The 23,852-nt window shown below is 51.9% G+C and carries 24 protein-coding genes; 20 read left to right on the top strand and 4 right to left on the bottom strand.

Annotated features, from left to right (window positions below; all coding sequences use genetic code 11):
- On the top strand, window positions 1–1,386 hold the full coding sequence (gene argH / locus AEST_RS10715; RefSeq protein ID WP_008609019.1) for an argininosuccinate lyase: 1,386 nt from the start codon (window positions 1–3) through the stop codon (window positions 1,384–1,386).
- Window positions 1,387–1,446: 60 nt separating this feature from the next.
- Here the strand turns inward: argH and AEST_RS10710 are convergent, their stop codons facing one another.
- A complete protein-coding gene (locus AEST_RS10710) occupies window positions 1,447–3,948 on the bottom strand; it encodes a penicillin-binding protein 1A (protein ID WP_008609018.1) in 2,502 nt (833 codons plus the stop codon).
- Window positions 3,949–4,104: 156 nt separating this feature from the next.
- Here AEST_RS10710 and AEST_RS10705 point away from each other — a divergent pair, with 156 nt between their 5' ends.
- From AEST_RS10705 to AEST_RS10665, 9 genes are all read left to right on the top strand, one after another.
- Entirely contained in the window at window positions 4,105–5,184 is a 1,080-nt protein-coding gene (locus tag AEST_RS10705; protein ID WP_008609016.1) for a pilus assembly protein PilM, read from the top strand.
- Window positions 5,172–5,765: a PilN domain-containing protein gene (locus tag AEST_RS10700; RefSeq protein WP_008609015.1), complete on the top strand. Its 594-nt coding sequence runs from the start codon at window positions 5,172–5,174 to the stop codon at window positions 5,763–5,765. Before AEST_RS10705 ends, AEST_RS10700 begins: the two co-directional genes overlap by 13 nt.
- On the top strand, window positions 5,765–6,364 hold the full coding sequence (locus AEST_RS10695) for a type IV pilus inner membrane component PilO (RefSeq protein ID WP_008609014.1): 600 nt from the start codon (window positions 5,765–5,767) through the stop codon (window positions 6,362–6,364). Before AEST_RS10700 ends, AEST_RS10695 begins: the two co-directional genes overlap by 1 nt.
- Complete coding sequence (locus AEST_RS10690) at window positions 6,361–6,894, top strand: pilus assembly protein PilP (RefSeq protein WP_008609013.1); 534 nt, start codon at window positions 6,361–6,363, stop codon at window positions 6,892–6,894. The genes AEST_RS10695 and AEST_RS10690 overlap by 4 nt, the downstream gene beginning before the upstream one ends.
- 15 nt (window positions 6,895–6,909) lie before the next feature.
- A complete protein-coding gene (locus AEST_RS10685) occupies window positions 6,910–8,976 on the top strand; it encodes a type IV pilus secretin PilQ (protein ID WP_008609012.1) in 2,067 nt (688 codons plus the stop codon).
- Window positions 8,977–9,129: 153 nt separating this feature from the next.
- On the top strand, window positions 9,130–9,648 hold the full coding sequence (aroK, locus tag AEST_RS10680) for a shikimate kinase AroK (protein ID WP_008609011.1): 519 nt from the start codon (window positions 9,130–9,132) through the stop codon (window positions 9,646–9,648).
- A 22-nt stretch (window positions 9,649–9,670) separates the two neighbouring features.
- Window positions 9,671–10,726 carry a 3-dehydroquinate synthase gene (gene aroB, locus AEST_RS10675; RefSeq protein WP_008609010.1) on the top strand — a complete coding sequence of 352 codons (1,056 nt, stop codon included), beginning with the start codon at window positions 9,671–9,673 and terminating at the stop codon, window positions 10,724–10,726.
- Window positions 10,726–12,114, top strand: a complete 1,389-nt coding sequence (locus AEST_RS10670) for an SPOR domain-containing protein (protein ID WP_008609009.1) — start codon at window positions 10,726–10,728, stop codon at window positions 12,112–12,114. The genes aroB and AEST_RS10670 overlap by 1 nt, the downstream gene beginning before the upstream one ends.
- A gap of 36 nt (window positions 12,115–12,150) precedes the next feature.
- The gene (locus tag AEST_RS10665; protein ID WP_193353308.1) at window positions 12,151–13,002 is read left to right on the top strand and encodes a Dam family site-specific DNA-(adenine-N6)-methyltransferase; all 852 of its coding nucleotides are present in this window, start codon (window positions 12,151–12,153) and stop codon (window positions 13,000–13,002) included.
- Here the strand turns inward: AEST_RS10665 and AEST_RS10660 are convergent.
- The 3 genes from AEST_RS10660 to AEST_RS10650 all read right to left on the bottom strand — a co-directional run bounded on the left by AEST_RS10660 (window position 12,976) and on the right by AEST_RS10650 (window position 14,208).
- On the bottom strand, window positions 12,976–13,170 hold the full coding sequence (locus tag AEST_RS10660) for a DUF2970 domain-containing protein (RefSeq protein ID WP_008609006.1): 195 nt from the start codon (window positions 13,168–13,170) through the stop codon (window positions 12,976–12,978). The genes AEST_RS10665 and AEST_RS10660 overlap by 27 nt on opposite strands.
- A 1-nt stretch (window position 13,171) precedes the next feature.
- On the bottom strand, window positions 13,172–13,411 hold the full coding sequence (locus AEST_RS10655; protein ID WP_039925392.1) for a hypothetical protein: 240 nt from the start codon (window positions 13,409–13,411) through the stop codon (window positions 13,172–13,174).
- A 113-nt stretch (window positions 13,412–13,524) separates the two neighbouring features.
- Window positions 13,525–14,208 (bottom strand): TorF family putative porin, encoded by a 684-nt coding sequence (locus tag AEST_RS10650; RefSeq protein ID WP_008609004.1) that lies wholly within the window; start codon window positions 14,206–14,208, stop codon window positions 13,525–13,527.
- A gap of 226 nt (window positions 14,209–14,434) precedes the next feature.
- On the opposite strand from AEST_RS10650, the gene rpe reads away from it, so the two are divergent.
- The 10 genes from rpe (at window position 14,435) to AEST_RS10600 (ending at window position 23,796) form a co-directional block, all read left to right on the top strand.
- Window positions 14,435–15,109 carry a ribulose-phosphate 3-epimerase gene (gene rpe / locus AEST_RS10645; RefSeq protein WP_008609003.1) on the top strand — a complete coding sequence of 225 codons (675 nt, stop codon included), beginning with the start codon at window positions 14,435–14,437 and terminating at the stop codon, window positions 15,107–15,109.
- Window positions 15,110–15,158: 49 nt separating this feature from the next.
- Complete coding sequence (gene trpS, locus AEST_RS10640; RefSeq protein WP_008609001.1) at window positions 15,159–16,163, top strand: tryptophan--tRNA ligase; 1,005 nt, start codon at window positions 15,159–15,161, stop codon at window positions 16,161–16,163.
- A gap of 29 nt (window positions 16,164–16,192) precedes the next feature.
- Window positions 16,193–16,984: a DUF6671 family protein gene (locus AEST_RS10635; protein WP_008609000.1), complete on the top strand. Its 792-nt coding sequence runs from the start codon at window positions 16,193–16,195 to the stop codon at window positions 16,982–16,984.
- 50 nt (window positions 16,985–17,034) lie between these two features.
- Complete coding sequence (locus AEST_RS10630) at window positions 17,035–18,006, top strand: L-threonylcarbamoyladenylate synthase (RefSeq protein ID WP_008608999.1); 972 nt, start codon at window positions 17,035–17,037, stop codon at window positions 18,004–18,006.
- Between the two features lie 18 nt (window positions 18,007–18,024).
- Window positions 18,025–18,609 (top strand): anthranilate synthase component II, encoded by a 585-nt coding sequence (locus tag AEST_RS10625; protein WP_008608998.1) that lies wholly within the window; start codon window positions 18,025–18,027, stop codon window positions 18,607–18,609.
- 264 nt (window positions 18,610–18,873) lie between these two features.
- Window positions 18,874–20,091: an aspartate aminotransferase family protein gene (locus tag AEST_RS10620; RefSeq protein WP_008608997.1), complete on the top strand. Its 1,218-nt coding sequence runs from the start codon at window positions 18,874–18,876 to the stop codon at window positions 20,089–20,091.
- A 163-nt stretch (window positions 20,092–20,254) separates the two neighbouring features.
- Window positions 20,255–21,271 carry an arginine N-succinyltransferase gene (gene astA / locus AEST_RS10615; RefSeq protein WP_008608996.1) on the top strand — a complete coding sequence of 339 codons (1,017 nt, stop codon included), beginning with the start codon at window positions 20,255–20,257 and terminating at the stop codon, window positions 21,269–21,271.
- 14 nt (window positions 21,272–21,285) lie between these two features.
- Window positions 21,286–22,755 carry a succinylglutamate-semialdehyde dehydrogenase gene (gene astD, locus AEST_RS10610; RefSeq protein ID WP_008608995.1) on the top strand — a complete coding sequence of 490 codons (1,470 nt, stop codon included), beginning with the start codon at window positions 21,286–21,288 and terminating at the stop codon, window positions 22,753–22,755.
- A gap of 131 nt (window positions 22,756–22,886) precedes the next feature.
- Entirely contained in the window at window positions 22,887–23,237 is a 351-nt protein-coding gene (locus AEST_RS10605) for a DUF3802 family protein (RefSeq protein ID WP_008608994.1), read from the top strand.
- A gap of 148 nt (window positions 23,238–23,385) precedes the next feature.
- Window positions 23,386–23,796, top strand: a complete 411-nt coding sequence (locus AEST_RS10600) for an OsmC family protein (RefSeq protein ID WP_008608993.1) — start codon at window positions 23,386–23,388, stop codon at window positions 23,794–23,796.
- Window positions 23,797–23,852: the final 56 nt, after the last annotated feature.

Genomic DNA, 23,852 nt, shown 5'->3' with positions numbered 1-23,852 from the left:
ATGGCGATGTGGGGTGGTCGCTTTACCGAAGCGACACTGGCTGAGTTCCGCGATTTTAACGATTCGCTGAGTTTTGATTATCAACTGGCGCTGCAGGACATCGCGGCTTCGCGTGCCTGGGCCGCCGGTTTGTTGCAAGCCGGTATTATCAATCAGCAGGAAGCGCAGCAACTGGATACCGGCTTGGCTGACTTAGCGGTGGCGATTGAGGCGGATCCGAAGTTACCGTTGCAAACTCAGGAAGAAGATATTCACAGCTGGGTAGAAGCCCAGCTTACCGCTAAACTGGGCGCGGTGGCGAAGAAGTTACATACCGGACGCAGCCGTAATGATCTGGTTGCTACCGATCTGCGGTTATGGACCCGGCTAAATGCTGGCTATGTGCGACAGGCGTTATTATCAGTACTCAGAGCCTTGCTGGTATTTGCCGAGCGAGCCGGTAGCGACGTGATGCCGGGTTTTACTCATCTGCAGCGCGCCCAGCCGGTTTTAGTAGCGCATTGGGCATTGGCTTATGTCGAGATGTTTAAACGTGACCTGAGTCGCTTAGATGACGCTGTTGCACGCTTAGATGTGTGTCCGCTGGGTTGTGGTGCACTGGCCGGTACTGGTGTGGCGATGGATCGACATACACTGGCACAGCGTCTGGGATTTTCCCAGGCAGCAGCCAATAGTCTGGATGCGGTATCAGATCGCGATTATGTGGTGGAGCTTTCCGCTGCCGCCAGCTTGTGTATGACGCATTTATCACGTTTGTCGGAAGATGTGATCTTCTTCTGCTCGGGTGAAGCGGCGTTCTTTAAACTGGGAGACGCCATCAGTAGCGGTTCTTCGCTGATGCCGCAAAAGAAAAACCCGGATGTATTTGAGTTACTGCGCGGTAAAACCGGCCGCGTACTCGGACATTTGGTCGCCATTTTGCATGTGCTGAAAGGCTTACCTTTGGCCTATAACAAAGATATGCAGGAAGACAAACAGGGCTTTTTTGACCTGATGGCAACCTGGCAGCAATCTCTGCTGGTGTTAGCAACGGTATTACCCCATTTAGCGGTGAATACAGAGCAATGTCGTCGGGCCGCCGAGCTGGGTTATAGCAACGCGACGGATCTGGCTGATTATCTGGTAGCCAAGGGCGTGCCGTTCCGTGACGCGCATGAGCTGTCGGGAGCGCTGGTGTTAAAAGCTTCAGCGGCTAAGGTCGCGCTCGAAGCATTACCACTGACTGAGATGCAGCAGGTCAGCCCGCTTATTACCGATGACGTCTATGCTGCACTGACCATTGAAGCTGGTTTGGCCAAACGTGCCGCCTATGGTGGTACAGCGCCGGTGCAGGTATTACAGCAGTTAAAACTGGCACAGCAATGGTTTGATACTGTTAGTCATTAGTGTGCGCAGCAAGCATAAAAAAACCGGCGTTGCCGGTTTTTTTATGCTCTGAAAGTATGCTTAGAACAGCTCTTCCAGTTCCTGCTTTTGTTGATTGTTCTCACCAAATTGCACCTGAGGTACGCTACCGGATACGTATTGCGTCGGTTCAGTGCCAAGTTTGAAGAACTCAAAACTGCTGGTATGGTCAGTGCTGCGGCTTAACAGCCCGGTTGTCAGATCAATTCGCACTGACGAAATACCGACCGGTGGCGTAACGGTTTTTTCCGGATAGGCAGGCAGGATCTGCCGCATAAAACTCTGCCAGGCTGGCATGGCGGTGCGGGCACCGGACTCAGCTCCGGCGCTTTGCTCCCGACCAAGATTGGCATTCCACAATGCCCGGCCGAGGCTGCGGTTAGCGTCATCAAAACCGACCCAACTGGTTACCGCCAGATCACTGTTAAAACCAGAGAACCAGGTATCTTTCGAATCATTGGTGGTACCGGTTTTACCCGCCAGATCACGACGGCGCAGGTTTTGTAGCTGCCAGGCGGTACCATTCCAACCGGTGCCCTGGCGCCAGTCGCCACCACCCCAGATACTGCTCTTTAAGGCATCGGCAATTAAAAAGGCGTTTTGCGCTGAGATCACCCGTGGCGCGGCCTGAGCCGGCGTTTCCCCGTCCGTTTCCGGACAAGCTTCACAAGCTAACAGCGGCTGATGTTGAAAGATGACTTTATCCTCGGCATTCAGTACCTTGTCGACAACATAAGGCTGTACCAGAAAGCCGCCATTGGCGAAGACAGCATAACCGGTAACGACTTCCAACGGCGTCGACGAGGCAGAGCCCAGGGCCAGTGTCTCGTTGCGGGGCAGATCGGCGGCGCTGAAGCCAAATTTTAGTAACTGTTCGATAGTGGCGTCGATACCGATACCGCGCAATAAGCGGATGGAAACAACGTTTTTCGATTTCGCCAGAGCTTCGCGGATCCGGATTGGCCCGTCATAGACTGCTGGCGAGTTGCGTGGCCGCCAGGCAATACCGGCACCGTCATCCCAGTGGTGGATAGGGGCATCGTTCATTAAGCTGGCTAAGGTATAGTTATGCTCGAGCGCAGCAGAATAGATAAAGGGTTTGATATTGGAGCCTACCTGACGTTTAGCCTGGGTTACCCGGTTAAACTGGCTTTGCGCAAAACTATAGCCACCGACTAAAGAGCGGATAGCACCATCTTTTGGATCGATGGCCACCAGGGCACTGCTGGCGGCTGGGAGCTGGCTCAGGCGCCAGAGCTCATCCTGCTGCCGTACCAGGATGTGCTGGCCGGGTTTCAGGATCGCCGCCGCTGTTTTCGGTGCCGTGCCCTGACGCTCATCGGTGATAAAGCTACGGGCCCATTTCAGGCCATCCCATGACAGCTCCTGCAGTTGGCCGCCTTTTAGCAACACCATGGCACTTTGCTGTTTCACGTCTAATACGATAGCCGGAATAAGGTCCTCAATACCTTGCTGGCGGTCCAGGTAAGCATTGATTTCCGCAGGCTCAGGTCGGTTCTTCTCGGTAAATACCGGCTCTGCAGCATCGCTTTGCTGCAACTGACTTTGCCACAATTCGGCGACCGGACCACGATAGCCATGACGCTCATCATAGTCGTACAAATTCTGTTGCAGAGCCCGGCGGGCAATGGCCTGATCTTTACTATTGATAGTGGTATAAACGCGAAAGCCTTCAGTGTATGCAACTTCTTCACCAAAACGGTCAACCATTTGTTGGCGCACCATTTCGGCGATATAGGGAGCGGAGGCGGTGATCTGGGCACCATGTAACCGGCTGGTCACCGGGGCGGCGATGGCCGCGTCGTAGGTGGCGCGATCAATAGCGCCAGTGTCCAGCATCCGGCCAAGCACAACGTTACGACGGGCACGGGCGTTACTGGCTGAACGTACCGGGTTTAATACCGATGGCGCCTTAGGCAGACCGGCAATAATCGCCATTTCGTCAACACTGAGTTCCTGTACCGTTTTACCAAAGTACACCTGAGCCGCGGCTCCCACCCCAAAGGCGCGATGACCCAACTCAATTTTATTCAGGTAGAGCTCCAGGATCTCGTCCTTGGTCAGCAATTGCTCGATATGAATGGCCAAAAAGATTTCTTTGATTTTACGGATCAGCTTCTTTTCGCGGCTTAAGAAAAAGTTTCGGGCTAGCTGCTGGGTAATAGTACTGGCGCCCTGGCTGAGCTCGCCAGAGGTGGCAACCACGGTCGCGGCCCGCATTATACCGATAATATCGATACCCGGGTGCTCGTAAAAACGGGTGTCCTCGGTGGCCAGGAAGGCTTGAATCAATAGCGGGGGCATTTCGTCCAGGCGTAATGGGATCCGACGTTGCTCACCAAATTGCGAAATCAATTCGCCATCAGCAGTAAACACCTGCATCGGGGTTTGTAAGCGGACATCTTTTAACGTAGCGACATCAGGTAAATCATCTTTCAACCAAAAATAGGTCGCAGTGATGCTGGTGACACCGAGCAAAAAGGCAACAAAAACAAAAATAAGCAGTTTTTTAAACCAAGACACGATGCGACCCCAACTTTAACTCCCAATTTGGTAATTTCACTGCTAGTATATATTTATTAGACTGAGATTAAACGCTTTTTCTTGCCAAAAAATCGTGTCTAGGCTAAGAATACCTAGTATAAGAATAACTAACTAAAATAACGGCTGCAGGACGCTATGATCAAAAGCCTGTTTAGTAAACAAACGCCCGTAATGGTTGGGATTGATATCGGCTCTCACTCAGTGAAAGCGATACTGCTCAGTCAGCATAGCGGCTATTATAAAGTTGAAGCCTTCGCGGTTGAGCCGATGCAAAAAGGCGCTATGTCAGACCGTGAGGTGCAGGACATTGAAGCTGTCGGCAATGTGCTGGCAAAAATCCGCAAAAAAATTCCCCGCTCGGTGAAATTCGCTGCCACTGCTATTTCTGGCTCTACCGTAATCAGTAAAGTCATTTTTATGGATGTGTCCTTAACCGATGCTGAACTGGAAAGTCAGATTGAGGTTGAGGCTGATACCTTGATTCCTTATCCGTTAAACGAAGTCAGCCTGGACTTTGAAAAACTCGACGTTAATGAGTCCGATCCGTCGAAGGTCAACGTGCTGCTAAATGCGGCCCGAACCGAAAGCGTTGAAGCCCGTGTTGCTGCGCTGGCAAACGGTGGTTTTACCGCTAAGGTTGTTGACGTCGAAAGCTATGCCCTGAGCCGGGCACATGAGCTTTGCCTGAACCAATTGCCGGCAGACGCCGGTTCTAAGGTGGTGGCGATGGTCGATATCGGTGCAACCATGACCCTTCTAAGTGTAGTTGAAGGCGGTAAAACGCTGTATACCCGGGATCAGGTATTTGGCGGTGAACAGTACACCCGCAGCATTCTGTCTTATTATAACAAGAGCTACGAAGAAGCAGAGTTAGCGAAAGTTACCGGTGATTTGCCCCCCAATTATACCTTTGAAGTGCTGGCACCATTCCAAACGATGCTATTGCAACAAATTCGCCGTGGTATTCAGATGTATCTGACCAGTAGCGGTAAGGACGCGGTGGATTATCTGGTGGTGTCGGGTGGCTCAGCGCTGATTGAAGGTATCGACAAATTACTGCTGGACGAGTTGGGTATCCATACCGTTATTGCTAACCCCTTTGCCAGTATGGAAGTGGCGACGGCAGTCGATCGTGACGCGCTCGACAATTGTGCACCGCAGTTGATGGTCGCCAGCGGCCTGGCATTGAGGAGTTTTACACCATGGCATATATAAACCTGCTGCCGTGGCGCGAAGCAGCCAGAAAAGAGCGGCAAAAAAACTATGTAATGCTATTGGCTCTGACAGCTTTGGTAAGCTTTCTGATTTTCTTTCTGATTAATATGATCTACAACGCCAGACTCGAAGGGCAGGCCAAGCGCAATCAATTTCTGGAAAGCGAGATCCGGGTGCTTGACCAACGTATCGCTGAAATTCGTAACCTGAATGAAACCAAACGCAGCCTACAACAGCGGATGACGCTGATTGAACAATTACAAAGCAGCCGTAATCTGGGCACCCAGGTGATGCTGGAAATTACCCGTATTGTGCCGGCAGGCGTCTATCTTACCCAACTGGAAAAGAAAGGTTCATCATTGTTATTGCTGGGTAAAAGCGAATCGAATAACCGGTTGTCGAATATGTTGCGTGAAGCGGAGCAGTCTGAATTGTTATCCACCCCTTACCTTGAGTTTATCGAGGCTGGCCGTGAACGCTCCTCATTGTTGAGTGATTTCCGGATGCACGTAAAAATCGAAGGTTATGATGCGTTAGAACAGCAAGCCCCTGTAGCAACCAGTGGGCAGGGGGGCAGATAATGGCTCTGAATATGAAGTTATCAGAGATTGATATCAATGACCTTGATCTCGAGAATATGGGGTCCTGGCCCTTAGCTGCGAAAGCCATTTTTGCACTGCTGGTTGCGGCCTTGGTATCAGTACTTAGTTATTATTTGCTGATTGACAGCAAAATTGATGAGTTGGCGGCAGCGCAGCAGAAAGAGCTGGAGTTGCGTCAGACTTATCAGAACCGTTACGCGTCCGCGGTAAATCTCGAGGCATACCGTGAACAAATGAAAGAAATGGAAGAAACCTTCGCGGTGTTGCTTAAACAGTTACCCACAACTCATGAAACGCCGGGCTTGTTGGACGATATTACCTACGTTGGTACCACCAGCGGTTTGACGTTCTTACGGATTAATTGGGAACCTGAGGTAGAAAAAGAGTTTTACACGGAATTACCGATCAAGATTGATGTGGTCGGGGATTATCACCAATTCGGTAACTTTGTCAGTGAAGTCGCTAAGCTGCCACGAATCGTTAGTTTACATGACTTTACCATTCAGGCTGATAAAGATAATAAACTCAGATTTAACGTCGTCGCCAAGACCTATCGCTATAAGGAGAGCATTCAATGAGAGCACTCCTGACAGCAGTAACGCTCAGCTTGCTACTGACCGGTTGCTTTGATGACGTCAGTGATATTCAGGCGCATATGGATGCGGTCAAGAATAATGCCCGCCCCCGGGTAGAGCCATTACCACAGGCGAAAGAGTTTACCCATATTCCATATAATGTGGGTAATGTACGTAGCCCCTTTACTGAACCCAGCCCGGAAGCGATACAAGACCGTATTGCCCAACAACAGGATTGCATCACGCCGGATCCGAACCGGCGTAAAGAGCCGCTGGAACGTTTCGCGCTGGATAATCTGCGGATGCGCGGGACCTTGGGTGATGGCGGGCAATTATGGGCCTTGATTGAATCAACAGATAAGGCATTACACAGAATAACGCTGAACAATTATATGGGGCTGTTTCACGGTAAGGTGATCAGAGTTGAACCCACCCATATGGATTTGTTGGAGCTGATCCCGGATGGTTCTGGTTGCTGGGTAGAACGAACCACCAGAGTTCAGATGTTCGATGCTGCAACAGCAGGTAACTAGGTGTGCGAGTAAATCATGGATAAATTAATTAAAAATAAAGCGGCAGGATTTAAAGGCAGCAGACTTGGTTTGTTAGCGTTGCTTGTCAGTGCTTTGCCTGCAACAGCAGCACCTTTACTTTATGAAGTTCGTTACAATCCGTTGTTAAACGGTGAGACGGAAATCGAGTTTGTATTTGATGAGCCATTGGTGCAGGAACCCCGGGTGCAACTATTACAGCAACCGGCCCGCTTGAGTGTGACCTTCCCAACGGCGGAGTTGGAGCAACGTCTTGCTAATGTTGCCGTTGGCCAGGCTGGCGTGTCGGCTGTCCGCTCAGCGCTGAATGACGAAGGCGTTAACTCCGTTATTGCGATGGACACGCTGAAAGTCTATCGCACCCGTCTGAATGATAATGTCTTCTCTGTGCACCTGGCCGATACACCTCAGGTTACCCGGCCAGGGAGCAGTTCTGAAATTAATCCAAGCTTTATCAATCAGCTACAAGCCATTGACTTCCGCCGTGGTGAACGTGGCGAAGGCCGGGTGCTGGTGTTTTTGAAAGAGAATGCCGCTGCTGTCGATGTTCAGGAACGCCTTGGCAAGCTGGAAATTGAATTCCACAATACCTCTATCCCGGATGAATTGTTGTATCAATTGGATGTGATGGACTTTGCCACTGTCGTAAAAGGCGTGGAGACTTTCCGTGACGGTACCTCAACCAAGCTGGTGATTGATGCTACTGAGCAGTTCACTTTCAATTATCAGCAGATCGACAATATTTTCACGGTCAATCTGGTGCGTGACACCACCAGTCGCAGTATTTTGGGTGGCGGGCGTGAATACAAAGGCCGGCCAATTTCACTAAACTTCCAGGATATTCCTATCCGCACAGTATTGCAGATTATTGCCGACTATAACGGCTTTAACCTGGTCACCAGTGATACTGTGACCGGCAATATCACCCTGCGCCTGGACGGCACACCCTGGGATCAGGCATTAGATATTGTACTGCGGGTTAAAGGCCTGGATAAGCGGATGGAAGGCAATATCTTAATGGTCGCACCGACCGAAGAGCTGGCAGCCCGTGAAGCGCGTGAACTGGAAGCGCGGCAACAGGTTGAGCAACTGGAGCCACTGTATTCTGATCTGATCCAGATTAATTACGCTAAGGCCGCCGATTTAGCAGGTTTATTATCGAACCGTGAAGCAACCTTGTTATCAGATCGCGGCAGCGTTGTAGTGGATGAACGCACCAATACCTTGTTACTAAAAGACACCGCAAAAAATATTGAAAGTGTACGCCGGCTGCTGGAACGCCTGGATATTCCGGTACGGCAGGTACTGATCGAGTCTCGTATCGTCACCGTGAACGATAATGTGACTGATGAGCTGGGGATCCGCTGGGGCTTTAGTGATCAGCAGAGCACCAGTGGTGGTAACCGCGGCGTTTCGGGTAATGCGCCGGGTGCGAACACTATATCTAACGGCGGTTTCCCGTCACTGGACGATCGTTGGAACGTCAATTTGCCGGTAGCGAATCCGGCCGGTAGTATCGCTTTCCATGTTGCGCGTTTGGCTGATGGTACCTTATTGGATCTTGAACTGTCTGCGTTAGAGCAGGAAAACAAAGGTGAAGTGATTGCCAGCCCGCGAATTACTACCTCAAACCAAAAAGAAGCCCGCATTGAGCAAGGTGTCGAGATTCCTTATGTTCAGGCTGCATCCAGTGGCGCAACGACCGTTGAATTTAAGAAAGCGGTATTAAGCTTGACGGTGACGCCACAGATTACACCGGACAATAAGATTATTCTGGATTTGGTGATTACCCAAAATACCCGTGGTGAAACGGTACAAACACCAACAGGTCCGGCAACAGCCATTGATACCCAGCAAATTATGACTCAGGTGTTGGCCGATAATGGCGAAACCATAGTACTAGGTGGGATTTATCAACAGCAAATCGTTTCTACGGTAAGTAAGGTACCGCTGTTGGGCGATATTCCATATATGGGTGTATTATTCCGCAACAAGCGTGAGCTGAACGAAAAGAGTGAGCTGTTAATTTTTGTCACGCCACGGATCCTGACGGAAGGCCAATAACTGAAGAGGCGCGGGTCTGGCCCGCGCCTCTGATATTTAGCTTGCCAATCAAAGGCCATTCCTGACATAATTCAGCGCTTCAATTTTTCGTGGGAGCCTAACGGTCCTTGAATTCAACTTTCCTTTGAAATAGCTGACTTAGCAATACGACATATGGCAGAAAAACGTAATATCTTCCTCGTAGGCCCTATGGGTGCCGGTAAAAGCACTATAGGCCGTCATCTGGCAGAGATGCTTCACCTAGAGTTTTATGATTCCGATCAGGAAATCGAACGCCGTACCGGTGCAGATATTGCCTGGGTATTCGATCTGGAAGGTGAAGAGGGCTTCCGGGTCCGTGAAGAGAATGTCATTCAGGATCTGACTGAGTTGCAAGGGATAGTGCTGGCCACTGGCGGTGGCTCAGTATTAAGCAAGGAAACCCGTAATCGCTTATCGGCACGGGGCATAGTGGTATACCTGGAAACACCAATCGAGAAACAGGTCGCCCGTACTCAGCGTGATAAGAAGCGTCCACTGCTGCAGACCAAAGAAGAGCCAAAAGAAGTGCTCGAGCGTTTAGCCGCTGAACGTAATCCACTCTACAGCGAGATTGCCGATCTGACAGTGCGTACTGATGAACAGAGCGCCCGGGCCGTCGCTAACCAGATTATTGAACAACTAGGTTTCTGATTTCCAGCACAGGGGGCTGCTTATGCAAACCGTTGCCGTACAACTTGGTGAACGCAGCTACCCTATCCAGATTGCCCAGGCCTTTCCTGCCTTACTTCCTGAGATCGCTGCGGCTGAGCAGGTGGTAATTGTTTCCAATCCTACCGTCGCTGCGCGCTATTTACCGCAAGTAGAGGCGTTGTTTCAACATCCTTGCCGACATTATCTGGTACCGGATGGTGAGGCCTATAAAACGCTGGCAACCTTCGAAGCGGTTTTATGCTATTTGCTGGAACAAAAGCTGTCACGACAAGTGGTGCTGGTTGCACTGGGGGGCGGCGTGATTGGCGACCTGACCGGTTTTGTTGCCGCCTGCTATCAGCGCGGTGTACGTTTTATCCAAATCCCAACCACCTTGCTATCACAGGTTGACTCCTCGGTCGGTGGTAAAACGGCGGTTAATCATCCGCTGGGTAAGAATATGATCGGCGCCTTTAAGCAGCCGGAGCAGGTATTAATCAGCACTTCGACTCTGGCCTCTTTGCCGCCGCGCGAATTTGCCGCCGGTATGGCAGAAGTGATCAAATATGCATTGATTAGTGATTTACCGTTTCTGGACTGGCTGGAACGGCATGCTGATGCCATCTCTGCTCAGCAGCCGGCAACGCTGGCAGAAATGATCCGGCACTGCTGCCAGATGAAAGCTGATATTGTCAGCCGCGATGAAACTGAGCAGGGCGAACGGGCTTTACTTAATCTCGGCCATACCTTTGGCCATGCGATAGAAGCCTTCCTCGGATACGGTGAATGGTTACACGGTGAGGCCGTCGCTGTTGGCATCCTGATGGCGCATCAGCTGGCCCATAGCCGAGGTTATCTGCAGTTGGCCGAAATGGAACGGGTGCGTAACATCCTACAACACTTTAAGTTACCGGTGTCTGCGCCAGCTTCAATGCATATTACGGATTTCCTGCCCTTTATGAAAACCGACAAAAAGGTGGTTAATGGGCAACTGCGCTTTATTTTGCCGGTCGCACTCGGTCGTAGCCAGATGCTCACTGATGTCAGTGAAGCCGAACTGATACAAGTATTCAACTGATGAAAATCAGAAGTCTGCAGCAACAGCTGGATCAAAATAGCTACCTGTTACCATCACAGCGGGACCTGCTGTCGCGCCTGTTATTTCAACTGGCTTTTAATGACTTCGATCGGCTGGCTATTGTTGGTGCCGCGGGCAGCGGTAAATCAACCTTAGCGCTGGTGTTAGCTGAGTTATTTTCCGAATGTCAGGAAATGTCGGTTAATGTGGCACTGGTACAAAGCCCGCTGTCATTACAGCAACTGAGTAAACAACTATCACAGCAGTGGTTTGCTACTGAGCAGCTGGATACTGAGTCCTTGTTGGCGCGTTGTCGTACCGATAATACCTCTGAGTATGTATTACTGCTCGATGATGCGGATACGCTGGATTTAAGTTGCTGGGCCTTGCTGGAACAATTACCGGCACGGCTGTTTTGCTTTGTGCCGCAACCCGACCCCAGATTTCAGTTAAATCTGACGATCCCGGCACTCTCCTTAGTGGATAGTCAGCAATTATTGCAAGAGCAGCAGTTAGACCCCTTAGCACTGGCGGAGCGTTTTGCGCTTAGCCAGGGTAATCTGCATCTGTTGTTACAAATGCCGCTGATTGCAACCAAAACAAGTGCAACCAGAACGAAAAAGGTTGCGGCGCAAAGTGGAGCTTTCCCCTGGTTGGCTGCCGTCGCCCTGGTAGCGGTCGTGGTGATAGCGGCAGTTAGCTGGTTAGGGCGTACACCTCCAACAACGCTACCGCCGCTACCAACAAGTACTGCGCCTGATGCAGCTATAACAGCAAACACCCCTAAGGCTGAACTGATGCCGGATACGCCGGAGCCGCCACTGCCTGGTGCAGAGATGATTGAGCCGGAAGTGCCTGCTTTAGCATCAGTGACGGCCGCTGAAATAACGGATCCCGGCACCTTATCAATTGAAACTCATAGCGATGCTATACCTGAACAGGTTGCTGAAGAAGTGACAACAGTCGCTGCCGAAACACCCGTTATAGCGCCTGAGCAAGCGCCGTTAGCCACTAAGCCAACAACTATAGTGCAACCGCAACCGGCCAGAGTAACCGCCACAACAACGGCTAAGCCAACTGGCTCAGCAGCATCAGCTTTGGCTGCACTGGCCGCGACTGAGCGACTGGTACAACTGGCAGTATTATCTGATGAGGCAGCGTTAAAGCGCTTTCAGCAGCAATACCCAGGCTTGCAGTATCAGCTGTATCAACGTCAGCAGCAGGGACGGCAGCAGTGGGTGTTAGTCGCCGGCCCGTTCAAAAACAATGCCGCCGCCTCGGCCTATATTGCACAGTTACCGGCAAAGTTGCGTGACGCCGGCCCCTTTATCCGGACTGCGCGTTCGGTGCAGCAGGATCTTGCTGCTGCAACTCAGGATAATCGCTAAGTGCCGCCAAGAGTGCAACCAAAAGAGCCAGTAAAAATGCCGGCAAAAGTACAGCAGAAAAGTCGGGCATTTTTGAAATGGGCCGGTGGTAAGTTCAACCTGGTCAGTCAGATTGAGCAACAATTACCGGGCGCAGCTTGTCTGGTCGAGCCTTTCGTTGGCGCTGGTTCGGTGTTCTTAAATACCGACTATCCGCGCTACCGGCTAAATGACATTAATGCCGATTTAATTGCGCTCTATAAGACCTTACAGCATGATGCAGAGCGCTATATTGCCGATGCCAGAAGTCTGTTTGTCGCCAGTGCGAATACTAAAGACAGCTATCTGGCGCTGCGTAAGCAATTTAATGAGCTGCATGATCCTTATCAGCGTGCGCTGTTATTTTTGTACCTGAACCGCCATGGTTACAATGGACTGTGTCGCTATAATCTCAGCGGTAAATTTAACGTGCCCTTTGGCAGTTACAAGAAGCCGTATTTTCCGGAAGCAGAATTGTATTTCTTTGCGGAAAAGGCGCAGCGTGCGGTCTTTAGCTGCCTGAGTTATCAACAAGTCTTTACCGATTTGCAAAGCGGCGATGCCGTGTATTGCGATCCGCCTTATGTACCCCTGAGTAAAACAGCCAGCTTTACCAGCTATGCCCGCCAGGGTTTTAGTCTGGATGATCAGGCTCAGCTGGCGATTTTAGCTGAACAAGCCCAGTTACGTGGTTGTAATGTATTGATCAGTAATCATGACACCACCTGGACCCGCAAAATATATCAACAGGCACGGCTAACCAGCATCGCAGTGGGGCGCTCGATCAGCCAAAATGGTCAGGGTCGGGGTAAGGTGCAGGAGTTGTTCGCTTATTATCCGGCGTTAGCGCAGCACCAGAAAAACGACTAATAACAGCAGGGCAACGAAACAGAGCGCGGCAAAGATACCGGTCAGGATATAAGGCACAGCGCTTTGGCTTTGAAAGTCTTGCTGACGCTGTTGCTCAGATTGTACCCCGATAAAGGCGCCGAAAACCGCTTTAAGCACCTGCTTGAAGCCGGGTTTCGCCGCAGTCATATCAGCTTTTCGGTGCGCTGGCAGGTAGCAGCCGACTTACCAGTTCCAGAAAATCGACAAAGTGAAATTGTGTCGAACGACTGTTACCAGAAAGCCAATTCAGCCAGTTATGTTGGATATCCTGACAGCTTGCTTGGGTTGAAGGTGTGCAGATCTTTTCGGCGTCCAGCTGCCAAACTACAAAAGCAAGCATCATGCCGCCTGCTAGGAGCAGAGACTTGCTTGTTTTGGTTAGTTTCATGTTAATTCCTGTTAACCTGATGCAGAGTCCCAATGATAGTAGATTCTTTCGCCAGACACAAGCTGATTAATTATTAGACGCTGGTGCTGGCGACAAGTGGCAGGCTTTAGCCGTTAGAATGCTTTTGACACCCCAAAGATCACCCGGCTGTCACACAGCTTACAATCTTTGATATCGGTGTCGACGTAAGCCAGTGATAACCCAAGCCCCAGTACTTCGGTACTCAGGGTTACGCCGTAATCCAGATAGCTGGAGGAGCTGTCATCCGAGAATTCATTATGGCCGACGTGGAAATCCACACTCAGGTTGTCCGTCAGCGCTAAACTATAGCCGGCATAGACATAGTAATACTTGCCGCTGTTGCCATAGTAGTCATCGCTGTAAGCCAGGCCCAGTGTAAAATCCTGATAGCTGACTGAGCCATAGAGTTCCCAGAAGTTCGACCCCTCGAACTCGGTGTTAGGGTAGCCATAACGCATAATACCGACATCGGCGCTCCAACCCTCGGCGATATCACCGCTCCAGCCCAACAGTACATCCAGCTCCAGTGTGCCCTGACCACCAAAATCGACACTGGAGCCCCAAACCGACAGGTACCAACCACTGTCAACGGCCAGGGTTAAACCACCTTGTAAGGCCGGCGCTTCTTCGGTTTGTGAGATACCACGGAAGGCGTAATCAGAAACAAAGGTCACATCACCACTGACTTCAACCGCTTGGGCCTGCGCACTGGCCAGGCTGGCTGTTAACAATAAGCCGGATAAACCGGCCACGGAGCATTTTTTGATCGATGTCATTGTTATTCCCCTTAGATTGGATTCATCAAGGGAATTCCAAGATATATGCCAGATTATAAAGTTGATATATAACAGTGGTTTATTCTAATTGCTGGCCAATATTGCCATTTAGACTGCTGCTTGCTGGTGCAGTGCTGCCTGATTTTTGTGCAATCATCAGCGGCCTTGGCTGCTTTCTGCGCCAGAATTGAGTAAAGTCTGGGTTTTGGATCGGGAAACCTGTGCTATGCAACCTTACTTAATTGCTCCCTCTATACTATCAGCCGATTTTGCCCGCCTGGGCGAAGATGTGAACGAGGTACTGGCCGCCGGTGCTGACGTGGTGCACTTTGATGTGATGGACAATCACTATGTGCCGAATCTGACAATCGGGCCTATGGTGTGTCAGGCGCTGCGTAACTATGGTATTACCGCACCGATCGATGTGCATCTGATGGTCGAGCCGGTAGATAGCCTGGTGCCGCAATTTGCTAAGGCGGGCGCCAGTATTATTACCTTCCATCCGGAAGCCTCTAAACATATCGACCGTACCCTGCAATTGATCAAAGACCATGGTTGTCAGGCCGGCCTGGTATTTAATCCGGCAACGCCACTGAGTTACCTCGATTATGTGCTGGATAAGGTCGATGTGGTGTTACTGATGTCTGTTAACCCCGGTTTTGGTGGTCAGAAGTTTATTCCGGCAACGCTCGATAAGCTGGCCGCAGTGCGTCAGCTGATTGATCACAGTGGCTTGCCGATCCGGCTGGAAATTGATGGTGGGGTCACGGTAGCGAATATTGGCGAGATTGCTGCTGCCGGCGCGGATATGTTTGTTGCCGGTTCGGCGATTTTTAACAGCCCGGATTATGCTGCGACTATCGCACAGATGCGGCAGCAACTGGCAGCGGTAGCCGGTTAATGTATAATAGCGCTCTTTTTTTCGAACTTAACACAGGATTATGCACAGCATGAGCAGTAAACCCATAGTACTCAGTGGCGCCCAGCCATCCGGACAACTGACTATCGGTAACTATCTGGGCGCACTGCGGCAGTGGGATCAGATGCAGGACGACTACAACTGTCTGTATTGCATTGTCGATCTGCATGCGATTACTGTGCGGCAGGAACCGGTAGCACTGCACAGTGCCTCGCTGGACAGTCTGGCGCTGTATCTGGCTTGTGGTATTGATCCAAAGCGCTCAGCCGTTTTTCTGCAATCGCATGTCCCTGAGCATAGCCAGCTGGCCTGGGTGCTGAACTGCTACACCCAGTTTGGTGAGCTGAGCCGGATGACCCAGTTTAAAGATAAGTCAGAGCGGCATAACAATAATGTGAATGCCGGTCTGTTTACCTACCCGGTGCTGATGGCGGCCGATATCCTGCTGTATCAGGCGAATCAGGTCCCTGTAGGTCACGATCAGAAGCAGCATCTGGAATTGGCGCGTGATGTCGCGCTGCGCTTTAATGCGCTGCATGGTGACATCTTTACGGTGCCGGAACCCTTTATCCCTCAGGTGGCTGCCCGGGTGATGAGCCTGCAGGAACCAACCAAAAAGATGTCAAAATCGGATGACAACCCGTGGAACTTCGTCGGCTTGCTGGAAGATCCGAAGATGATCAGCAAGAAATTTAAAAAAGCCATCACGGACTCTGAAGATCCGCCACGGGTGTATTTTGACCTGGATAACAAGCCAGGCGTTGCTAACCTGCTGAATATTCTCAGCGGTGTTACCGGTAAAACGGTGGCGGCACTGGAAGCCGAGTATGAAGGCAAGATGTACGGCCATTTAAAAGGTGATGTTGCCGATGCGGTCATCGCTCTGCTTGAGCCGGTACAGCAAAAATTCCGTGACATCCGGGCCGACCAAACGCTAATGCAGCAAGTGATGCGCGAAGGTGCCGCCAAAGCCCGTGAGCATGCCAGCCGCACCCTGGCAGCAGTCAACGCAGCTGTAGGTTTTGTGGCGCCCTAAGCGCTACTGTTGTTGCCGGAGTTCCCCTGATGCAGCAGGTCGCCTTTCTGACCCAACACGGCAAGGTGCCGCTGCTGACCGAGGCCCTGGCTGCGCTGGGTTGGCAGGTTTTTGGCGTAACGGGTTTTGATACTGATTTATTGGGCAGTTTTGCCGGCGAGCAGCCACGTTTTATGACTGCCGCTGAGTGCGCGTTACGCAAAGCGGCCATTGCCGCCGAGCTGGCAGGGACTGCCATCGGTATCGGCAGTGAGGGCAGCTTTAATGCCGGTCCCTATGGTTTGGGTACCCTGAATCAGGAATTGCTCTGCTGTGTCAATATTGACGAGGGCTGGGCAGTGACCGCAGTGGCACAGCAACTTTGTAGTGCCCGTAGCTGGCAGCTTACCGAAGCTGTCATGTTACAGACTATACTGCCCACGATCCCCGACGGACAATTGCTACTGCTAAAGCAGGAAGCTCGCCTGGAAAAGGCATTAACGCCGGCGCAGGCGCTGTTGTGCTGCGAGCAATGGTTAGCCAGGGGCGCGGTAACGCTCGAATATGACTTACGTGCCCACTGCAGTCCGGAGCGACAGCAGGTGATCCGGTTGGCGGCCGACAATTTGCGGCAACGGCTGCAACAACGTTGCCCGCGTTGCCATAAACCGGGGTTTTGGCCTGAGCTGCCGTTAGCCGGTTTACCTTGTGCCGACTGTGGTCAGCCAACGTCGCAGCACCGCGGTCTGCGTGCCTGCTGTCGCTACTGCGATTATCAGCAAGACTTTTTGCATAGCAGCGGTTTCGCCGATCCGGCCAACTGCCCGCAATGTAATCCATAGCGCGTGAAACCGCCTAAAATAGTACGGGTAACCGATGAAAAGAGTATCTGATGAAAACTGAGCTATTAGCTGCGGATCAGCCAGCAGATGTCAGCCGGGCGGCAGCCCTGCTGCAGCAGGGTGAGTTGGTGGCAGTGCCAACAGAAACTGTGTATGGTTTAGCGGCCAATGCGACAGATGCCGATGCGGTGGCGAAAATTTTTCAGGCCAAAGGCCGGCCGGCGGATCACCCCTTGATAGTCCATATCCCAACACTTGAAATGCTGGAACAGTTTGCGGTACAGATCCCACAAAGTGCCTATCAGCTGGCCGCTGCCTTTTGGCCCGGCCCCCTGACGCTATTGCTAAAAAAGGCGCCGCAAGTCAGCACTGTGGTGACCGGTGGTCTGGAAACGATCGGGATCCGGATGCCCGCTCATCCGGCACTGCTGTCGTTGTTGCAACAAGCCAGACTGGCGGTTGCCGCACCGTCGGCCAATCTCTATAAGAAACTCAGTCCAACCCGTGCCGCTCAGGTGCTGCATGGCATGGCCGGGAAAATTGCCGCCGTGCTGGATGGCGGACCTTGTGAGCATGGTCTGGAGTCGACCATTGTCGATTTAACCGCTTCACAGCCGCAGATCCTGCGCAGCGGGCCGATAACTGCCGCGCAGCTGGAACAGGTACTGGGGTGTACCGTCAGCACGCCGCGCGAGCACCAGGTTAAAGTATCTGGTAATGTCGGTGCCCATTATCAGCCGAATACGCCGGTCTATCTGTTGCCATCTGATGCATTACTGGCGCAGCTTGCCAGCAATACCCTGCCTACCGCGGTACTGCATTTCAGTGCCTTGCCGTTACCTGCGGTTAGCTACCGGCAACAGTTACCCGCCAGTGCGGCAGCTTACGGCCAACAACTTTATCACCAGTTATTTCTGGCCGATCAACAAGGCGTGGCGCAGATCCTGGTCGAGCTGCCCCCGCACGGCCCAGGCTGGGAAGCCGTGCAGGACCGGTTACGCCGTGCTGCCTGTCATGAGTAACAGCGACGGAATCATGTTATGTTGTTAATGATTGATAACTACGATTCCTTTACCTGGAATCTGGTGCAGTATTTTCAGGCACTGGGGCAGCAGGTGTTGGTTAAACGCAATGACGAGCTGTCATTGGCGCAAATCCGTAAGCTGGCGCCAGATTATCTGGTGATCTCACCCGGCCCGGGCAACCCGGATCAGGCCGGTATCAGTTTGAAAGCGATAGAGCATTTTGCCGGCAGCTTGCCGATCCTCGGCGTTTGTCTGGGCCATCAGGCGATTGCCCAGGTGTTAGGGGCGAAAGTACTGCGCGCGCGTCAGGTGATGCATGGCAAAAACTCCCTGATTGAACACCAACAGCAATCGCTGTTTGCCGGTCTGCCAAGCCCGCTTAGCGTGACCCGCTATCATTCGCTGGTGGTGGCTGCCGAGACCTTACCTGCTTCGGCTGTTCACACCGCCTATACCGCGCCTGAGCCGGATGGCTGGCGGGATCTGATGGGGCTTTGGCTGCCGGAGCTGCAATTACATGGCGTGCAGTTTCATCCGGAAGCCATTTTGACCGAACATGGTCGGACCATGTTGGCGAATTTTTTAGCAGTGACTGCTTAAGCTGTGTCGTCAACCGCTGCCAATTCTGCGCCAGCGCTGATGGCTGCTGCGTTAGACTGACAATCGCAGCCAATACAGTTGCTCACGCCAGCGCTTAGTTATTCAAATCCTATGCAAATCTATCTGCAGGCCTTGTATTTTCTGGCCTGTACGGCTTTTTCCGGGCAAGACAACGCCTTTTAAATCTGTAATAATGCGTTTAAGGCCCTTTTATGGCCCACTTATAAATTTGTACCCGCCCGCATAAGAAGAGGACACGACAAAATGACTGCTGATATTCAGGTAACCAGAGCGCTGTTTGACGAAGTAATGGTGCCCAACTACGCCCCGGCAAAATTGATCCCGGTAAAAGGTCAGGGCGCCCGCGTCTGGGATCAGGAAGGTCGTGAGTATATTGATTTTGCCGGCGGTATTGCAGTTAGCAGCCTCGGCCATTGTCATCCGGCACTGGTTAATGCACTGAAAACCCAGGCCGATAAGTTATGGCATCTGAGCAACGTGCTGACAAACGAACCTGCGCTGCGTTTAGCGAAGAAGCTGGTTGAGCAGACCTTTGCTGAAAAAGTCTATTTCTGTAACTCAGGTGCAGAAGCGAACGAAGCGGCCTTTAAACTGGCCCGGCGCTGGGCACTGGATACCCATGGTGAGCATAAGAACGAAATTATCTCTTTCGCTAAGAGCTTCCATGGTCGGACCTTCTTTACCGTAACTGTGGGTGGTCAGGCATCCTACTCCGATGGTTTTGGTCCTAAGCCAGGCGCGGTGTTACATGCAGAATTTAATAATCTGGACAGTGTTAAAGCACTGATTTCTGATAAAACCTGTGCCATCGTGGTGGAACCGATCCAGGGTGAAGGCGGCATTATCCCGGCGACGGCTGAGTTTCTGCAGGGATTACGCCAGCTGTGTGATCAACATAACGCCCTGTTGGTGATGGACGAAGTACAAACCGGCGTTGGCCGTACCGGTAAGCTATACGCCTATATGAACTATGGTGTAACGCCGGATATCCTGACCAGTGCCAAATCTTTAGGCGGTGGCTTCCCGGTGGGGGCTATGCTAACTACCACTGCTATTGCTGCTCATCTGAAAGTCGGTACCCATGGCAGTACCTATGGTGGTAATCCGCTGGCCTGTGCTGTTGCTGAAGCGGCGATTGATACTATCAACACCGCGGAAGTATTAAGCGGCGTACTGAAGAACGAACAGGTCTTCCGTGAATGTCTGCAAGCCATCAATGAAAAGTACCAGGTGTTTACCGAGGTGCGTGGCAAAGGCATGTTGTTGGGTGCGGTGTTAAATGAAAAGTACAAAGGACGGTCACGTGATTTCTTCCTGGCCGCGGCCGAGCAGGGCTTATTTGCGCTGGTTGCCGGCACCGAGGTGGTGCGTTTTGCGCCATCACTGGTGATCACTGAAGAAGAGATCCGCGAAGGTATGCGCCGCTTTGAAGCCGCGGTGCAGCAAGTTACTGCCGCCTGATCTGACAGGCTCCAAAGGTGACACTAAGAGCACCGGAGCCGGCAACCTCGTTTGCCATAACCATATTACTTTAAAGCAAGCAAAATGACTCATGGTACAACAGCGGCTATCCAGCGGGATGCCGCTCTGACCATGGGATAAAGCAAAAATGGAGTAAGCGACCATGATGTTAATTCGCCCGATCCGAGCGAATGATTACCCGGCGCTGTATCAGATGGCAGTGGAGTCCGGTCACGGCTTTACGTCGCTGCCGGTGAATGAAGAGCTGTTGATGCGCAAAATCAGCCGCTCGGAGGCGTCTTTTGCCAAGACGGTCTCTGCCCCGGGGGATGAAGGCTATCTGTTTGTATTGGAAGACAGTACGACCGGTCAGATCTGTGGTACCAGTGCTCTGGAAGCCGCGGTCGGTCTGGATGACGCCTTCTACCATTATCATTTGGGTAAGGTAGTGCATAGCTCCCGCTCGTTGGGAGTCTACAAAACAGTAGATATTCTGACGTTGTGTAACGATTACACTGGCGTCAGTGAACTCTGCACGCTGTTTCTGCGCACCCCGTTCCGGCAGAAGCATAATGGTCGTTTGTTATCGAAAATGCGTTTTTTGTTCCTGGCCGAGTTCCGGCAGCGCTTTGCAGATAAGGTGATCGCGGAGTTACGCGGTGTGTCCGATCAGCAGGGTAATTCACCGTTCTGGCAATGGTTGCAGGAAAACTTTTTTGCGCTGGACTTCCCAACCGCAGACTATCTGACCGGTATTGGTCAGAAAGAGTTTATTGCCGAGCTGATGCCTAAGTATCCGATCTATGTCAGTTTACTTAGCAAGGCAGCGCAACAGGTGATTGGTAAGGTCCATGAGCAAACCCGGCCGGCGCTGGCGTTACTGGAGTCGGAAGGCTTTGCCTGCCGTGGCTATGTCGATATTTTTGATGCCGGTCCGACGGTAGAAGCCCGGGTAGAGCAGATCCGTACGGTCAGAGACAGTAAACGTTATCTGGTAAAGATTGGCGCTGTGGCCGCCGGCGAACCCTGTTTAATCAGCAACACGTCGTTGAGCGGTTTTCGGGCATCCTGGGCTGAGTTGAATTTAGCGCCGGAGCAGGAACATATCATGATCCCGCCAGCCCTGGCGACAGCACTGAATGTGGCTGCCGGTGACTGGGTGCGGGTGAGCAAAATTTAACACAGGAGTAGCAGATGAACCAGGCAGTGCAGTTTATTAATGGTCAATGGCTGGCCGGTACCGGTAAACCGATGCAATCTATCGATCCGGCTAAGAATCAGCTGATCTGGCAAGGGCAGGCCGCCAGCAGTGAACAGGTGGCAGCCGCGGTCGCCGCTGCGCGTGAAGCCCAATATAGCTGGGCGGATCTGAGTTTCGAACAACGGGTTAGTGTGGTAAAGCGCTTTGCCGAGCTGTTGAATCAACATAAAGAAGCCCTGGCCGCCTGTATCGCTGAAGATACCGGTAAGGCGCTGTGGGAAAGCCGCACTGAAGTGACGGCGATGATCGGTAAAATCGATATTTCGGTACGGGCCTATGAAGAGCGCACCGGCGTAAAAGAAAACCCGATGCCGCAGGGGCGTGCCTTTGTGCGCCATAAGCCGCACGGCGTGGTTGCCGTATTCGGCCCCTATAATTTCCCGGGACACTTACCAAACGGTCATATCGTACCTGCGCTGTTAGCGGGTAATACCGTGGTATTTAAACCCTCTGAGCTGACCCCGAAAGTGGCCGAGCTGACGGTAAAAATTTGGCAGGAAGCCGGTATCCCGGCCGGGGTGATCAACCTGGTGCAAGGTGAAGTGGATACCGGTAAGGCACTGGCCAGTGATGATGGCATCGACGGCCTGTTTTTTACCGGTAGCTCCCGCACCGGTCACTATCTGCACCAGCAGTTTGCCGGCCGGCCGGAGAAAATTCTGGCGCTGGAAATGGGTGGCAATAACCCGCTGTTGGTAAAGGATGTCGCTAATATCGATGCGGCAGTGCATGACATTATTCAATCGGCCTTTATTACCTCTGGCCAGCGTTGTACCTGCGCCCGTAAGCTTTATCTGCCGGCAAATGCCGAAGGTGATGCGATTCTGGCGCGGTTACTGGATGTCAGTAGCAAGATCCAGGTTGGTGAGTACGATGCGCAGCCTCAACCCTTTATGGGATCGATGATTTCGGTGGCTGCGGCGCAAAGTATGCTGAAGGCTCAGCAGCAATTAGTCGCCCTAGGCGGTAAGATACTGCTGGAGTTAACACAGCTGGATCCGGCTAAAGCCTTGGTTACACCTGGTATTATCGAATGCTCAGACATCACTGAGTTCCCGGACGAAGAGCACTTTGGCCCGCTGTTAAAAGTATTCCGCTTCACTGACTTTGATCAGGCCATTGCCGCGGCGAATCACACCAGCTTCGGTCTGTCGGCAGGCTTACTCAGCGATAGCTATGAGCTGTATCAACACTTCTACAAGCGGATCCGCGCCGGCATCGTTAACTGGAACCGGCCTATTACCGGTGCCAGCTCGGCGGCGCCCTTTGGCGGTATTGGTAAGAGCGGTAATCACCGTGCCAGTGCTTACTATGCGGCGGATTATTGCGCTTATCCGGTCGCGTCAGTGGAGCTGGAGCAGGTGGTGTTACCTGAACAGTTGTCACCTGGCCTGGTGTTTTAATACAAAATAAATCGGAGCTGCGGCTCCGATTTGTTTTCCGGGCAAATATTTGCTTAAATGATTGAAATCCTTTCGCTGTTCGGGCAAGTTATCCGGCAGTCGCTTCTCAATCAGTGGTGCACAGGTAGGCTATGGTTATTGATAAACCCGGTTATGAACACCTGATCCAGTTCTTAACGGAACATCTGTCGTTGTTTACTGCGACAGGTCCTGCTGCGCCGGCCAATAAAACGATTGGTGTACTACTGGAAGAGAAGATTGCAGAACAAATCATTACCCTCTGTACCCAACACACTGAACTGGAAACCAACCACCGCTCACTGATTATCCGTGAGGTCGATGGCATTATGTATGATTTTCAGGAGATCTTATCTTCCGTGCTGGATAAGCCGGCCACACAGGACCAGCAAGATCTGATTAACGAAATTGCCTTGCTAATTAAAAATCTGTTTGATAACGCTATTGCCGCCCTGTTTGATTAGGGCGCGTTAAGCGCGGCAACAGCCTCCTGCAAAGCTCAAACTGCTTTAAATCTGACCACGCAGCCTCAGTGCGGCTGATAATTTTGCTGGCGACTTAACCGAGTTTTCCGTAGAATACCCAGCCTTATTTTTGAGCTGAGACAGTCTGATGGAAGCAACCGTAAGCTGGGTGAATAATCTGACCTTTCTGGGGCGTTCAGGTAGCGGCCACGCTGTGGTTTTTGATGCCGATCGTGACAGCAATACCGCGCCCACGCCAATGGAAATGCTGCTGATGTCGGCCGGAGCCTGCTCCTCGGTTGATGTGGTGGGTATTTTGCAAAAAGCACGGCAACAGGTCCGGCATTGCGAGGTGCAACTGTCTGCGGAGCGCGCAGAAACCGTGCCTAAGGTGTTCACGACGCTGCATTTGCATTTTGTGGTCACCGGCACCGACTTAAGCGAAAAGCAGGTAGAGCGGGCGGTTAATCTGTCGGCAGAAAAGTACTGCTCAGTTTCGATTATGCTGGCACAGAGTGTCAAGGTAACGCATTCGTTCAGTGTTAAACAGGCTGAATGATTAGGATGACTGTAAGGTCAGGCTGAAAGTTAACTGCGGCGTCTGGTGCGTCGTTA

The sequence above is a fragment of the Alishewanella aestuarii B11 genome, assembly GCF_000280055.1.
Lineage (GTDB): Bacteria > Pseudomonadota > Gammaproteobacteria > Enterobacterales > Alteromonadaceae > Alishewanella > Alishewanella aestuarii.
The sequence above is the reverse complement of the archived record's forward strand: the minus strand, read 5'-3'. Positions and strand labels throughout refer to the sequence as shown.

Excerpts from the sequence above, each read along its gene's own strand:
- argH (WP_008609019.1), top strand. The coding sequence starts at position 1 with ATGGCGATGTGGGGTGGTCGCTTTACCGAAGCGACACTGGCTGAGTTC.
- AEST_RS10705 (WP_008609016.1), top strand. The coding sequence starts at position 4,105 with ATGATCAAAAGCCTGTTTAGTAAACAAACGCCCGTAATGGTTGGGATT.
- AEST_RS10700 (WP_008609015.1), top strand. The coding sequence starts at position 5,172 with ATGGCATATATAAACCTGCTGCCGTGGCGCGAAGCAGCCAGAAAAGAG.
- AEST_RS10695 (WP_008609014.1), top strand. The coding sequence starts at position 5,765 with ATGGCTCTGAATATGAAGTTATCAGAGATTGATATCAATGACCTTGAT.
- AEST_RS10690 (WP_008609013.1), top strand. The coding sequence starts at position 6,361 with ATGAGAGCACTCCTGACAGCAGTAACGCTCAGCTTGCTACTGACCGGT.
- AEST_RS10685 (WP_008609012.1), top strand. The coding sequence starts at position 6,910 with ATGGATAAATTAATTAAAAATAAAGCGGCAGGATTTAAAGGCAGCAGA.
- aroK (WP_008609011.1), top strand. The coding sequence starts at position 9,130 with ATGGCAGAAAAACGTAATATCTTCCTCGTAGGCCCTATGGGTGCCGGT.
- aroB (WP_008609010.1), top strand. The coding sequence starts at position 9,671 with ATGCAAACCGTTGCCGTACAACTTGGTGAACGCAGCTACCCTATCCAG.
- AEST_RS10670 (WP_008609009.1), top strand. The coding sequence starts at position 10,726 with ATGAAAATCAGAAGTCTGCAGCAACAGCTGGATCAAAATAGCTACCTG.
- AEST_RS10665 (WP_193353308.1), top strand. The coding sequence starts at position 12,151 with ATGCCGGCAAAAGTACAGCAGAAAAGTCGGGCATTTTTGAAATGGGCC.
- AEST_RS10660 (WP_008609006.1), bottom strand. The coding sequence starts at position 13,170 with ATGACTGCGGCGAAACCCGGCTTCAAGCAGGTGCTTAAAGCGGTTTTC.
- AEST_RS10655 (WP_039925392.1), bottom strand. The coding sequence starts at position 13,411 with ATGAAACTAACCAAAACAAGCAAGTCTCTGCTCCTAGCAGGCGGCATG.
- AEST_RS10650 (WP_008609004.1), bottom strand. The coding sequence starts at position 14,208 with ATGACATCGATCAAAAAATGCTCCGTGGCCGGTTTATCCGGCTTATTG.
- rpe (WP_008609003.1), top strand. The coding sequence starts at position 14,435 with ATGCAACCTTACTTAATTGCTCCCTCTATACTATCAGCCGATTTTGCC.
- trpS (WP_008609001.1), top strand. The coding sequence starts at position 15,159 with ATGAGCAGTAAACCCATAGTACTCAGTGGCGCCCAGCCATCCGGACAA.
- AEST_RS10635 (WP_008609000.1), top strand. The coding sequence starts at position 16,193 with ATGCAGCAGGTCGCCTTTCTGACCCAACACGGCAAGGTGCCGCTGCTG.
- AEST_RS10630 (WP_008608999.1), top strand. The coding sequence starts at position 17,035 with ATGAAAACTGAGCTATTAGCTGCGGATCAGCCAGCAGATGTCAGCCGG.
- AEST_RS10625 (WP_008608998.1), top strand. The coding sequence starts at position 18,025 with ATGTTGTTAATGATTGATAACTACGATTCCTTTACCTGGAATCTGGTG.
- AEST_RS10620 (WP_008608997.1), top strand. The coding sequence starts at position 18,874 with ATGACTGCTGATATTCAGGTAACCAGAGCGCTGTTTGACGAAGTAATG.
- astA (WP_008608996.1), top strand. The coding sequence starts at position 20,255 with ATGATGTTAATTCGCCCGATCCGAGCGAATGATTACCCGGCGCTGTAT.
- astD (WP_008608995.1), top strand. The coding sequence starts at position 21,286 with ATGAACCAGGCAGTGCAGTTTATTAATGGTCAATGGCTGGCCGGTACC.
- AEST_RS10605 (WP_008608994.1), top strand. The coding sequence starts at position 22,887 with ATGGTTATTGATAAACCCGGTTATGAACACCTGATCCAGTTCTTAACG.
- AEST_RS10600 (WP_008608993.1), top strand. The coding sequence starts at position 23,386 with ATGGAAGCAACCGTAAGCTGGGTGAATAATCTGACCTTTCTGGGGCGT.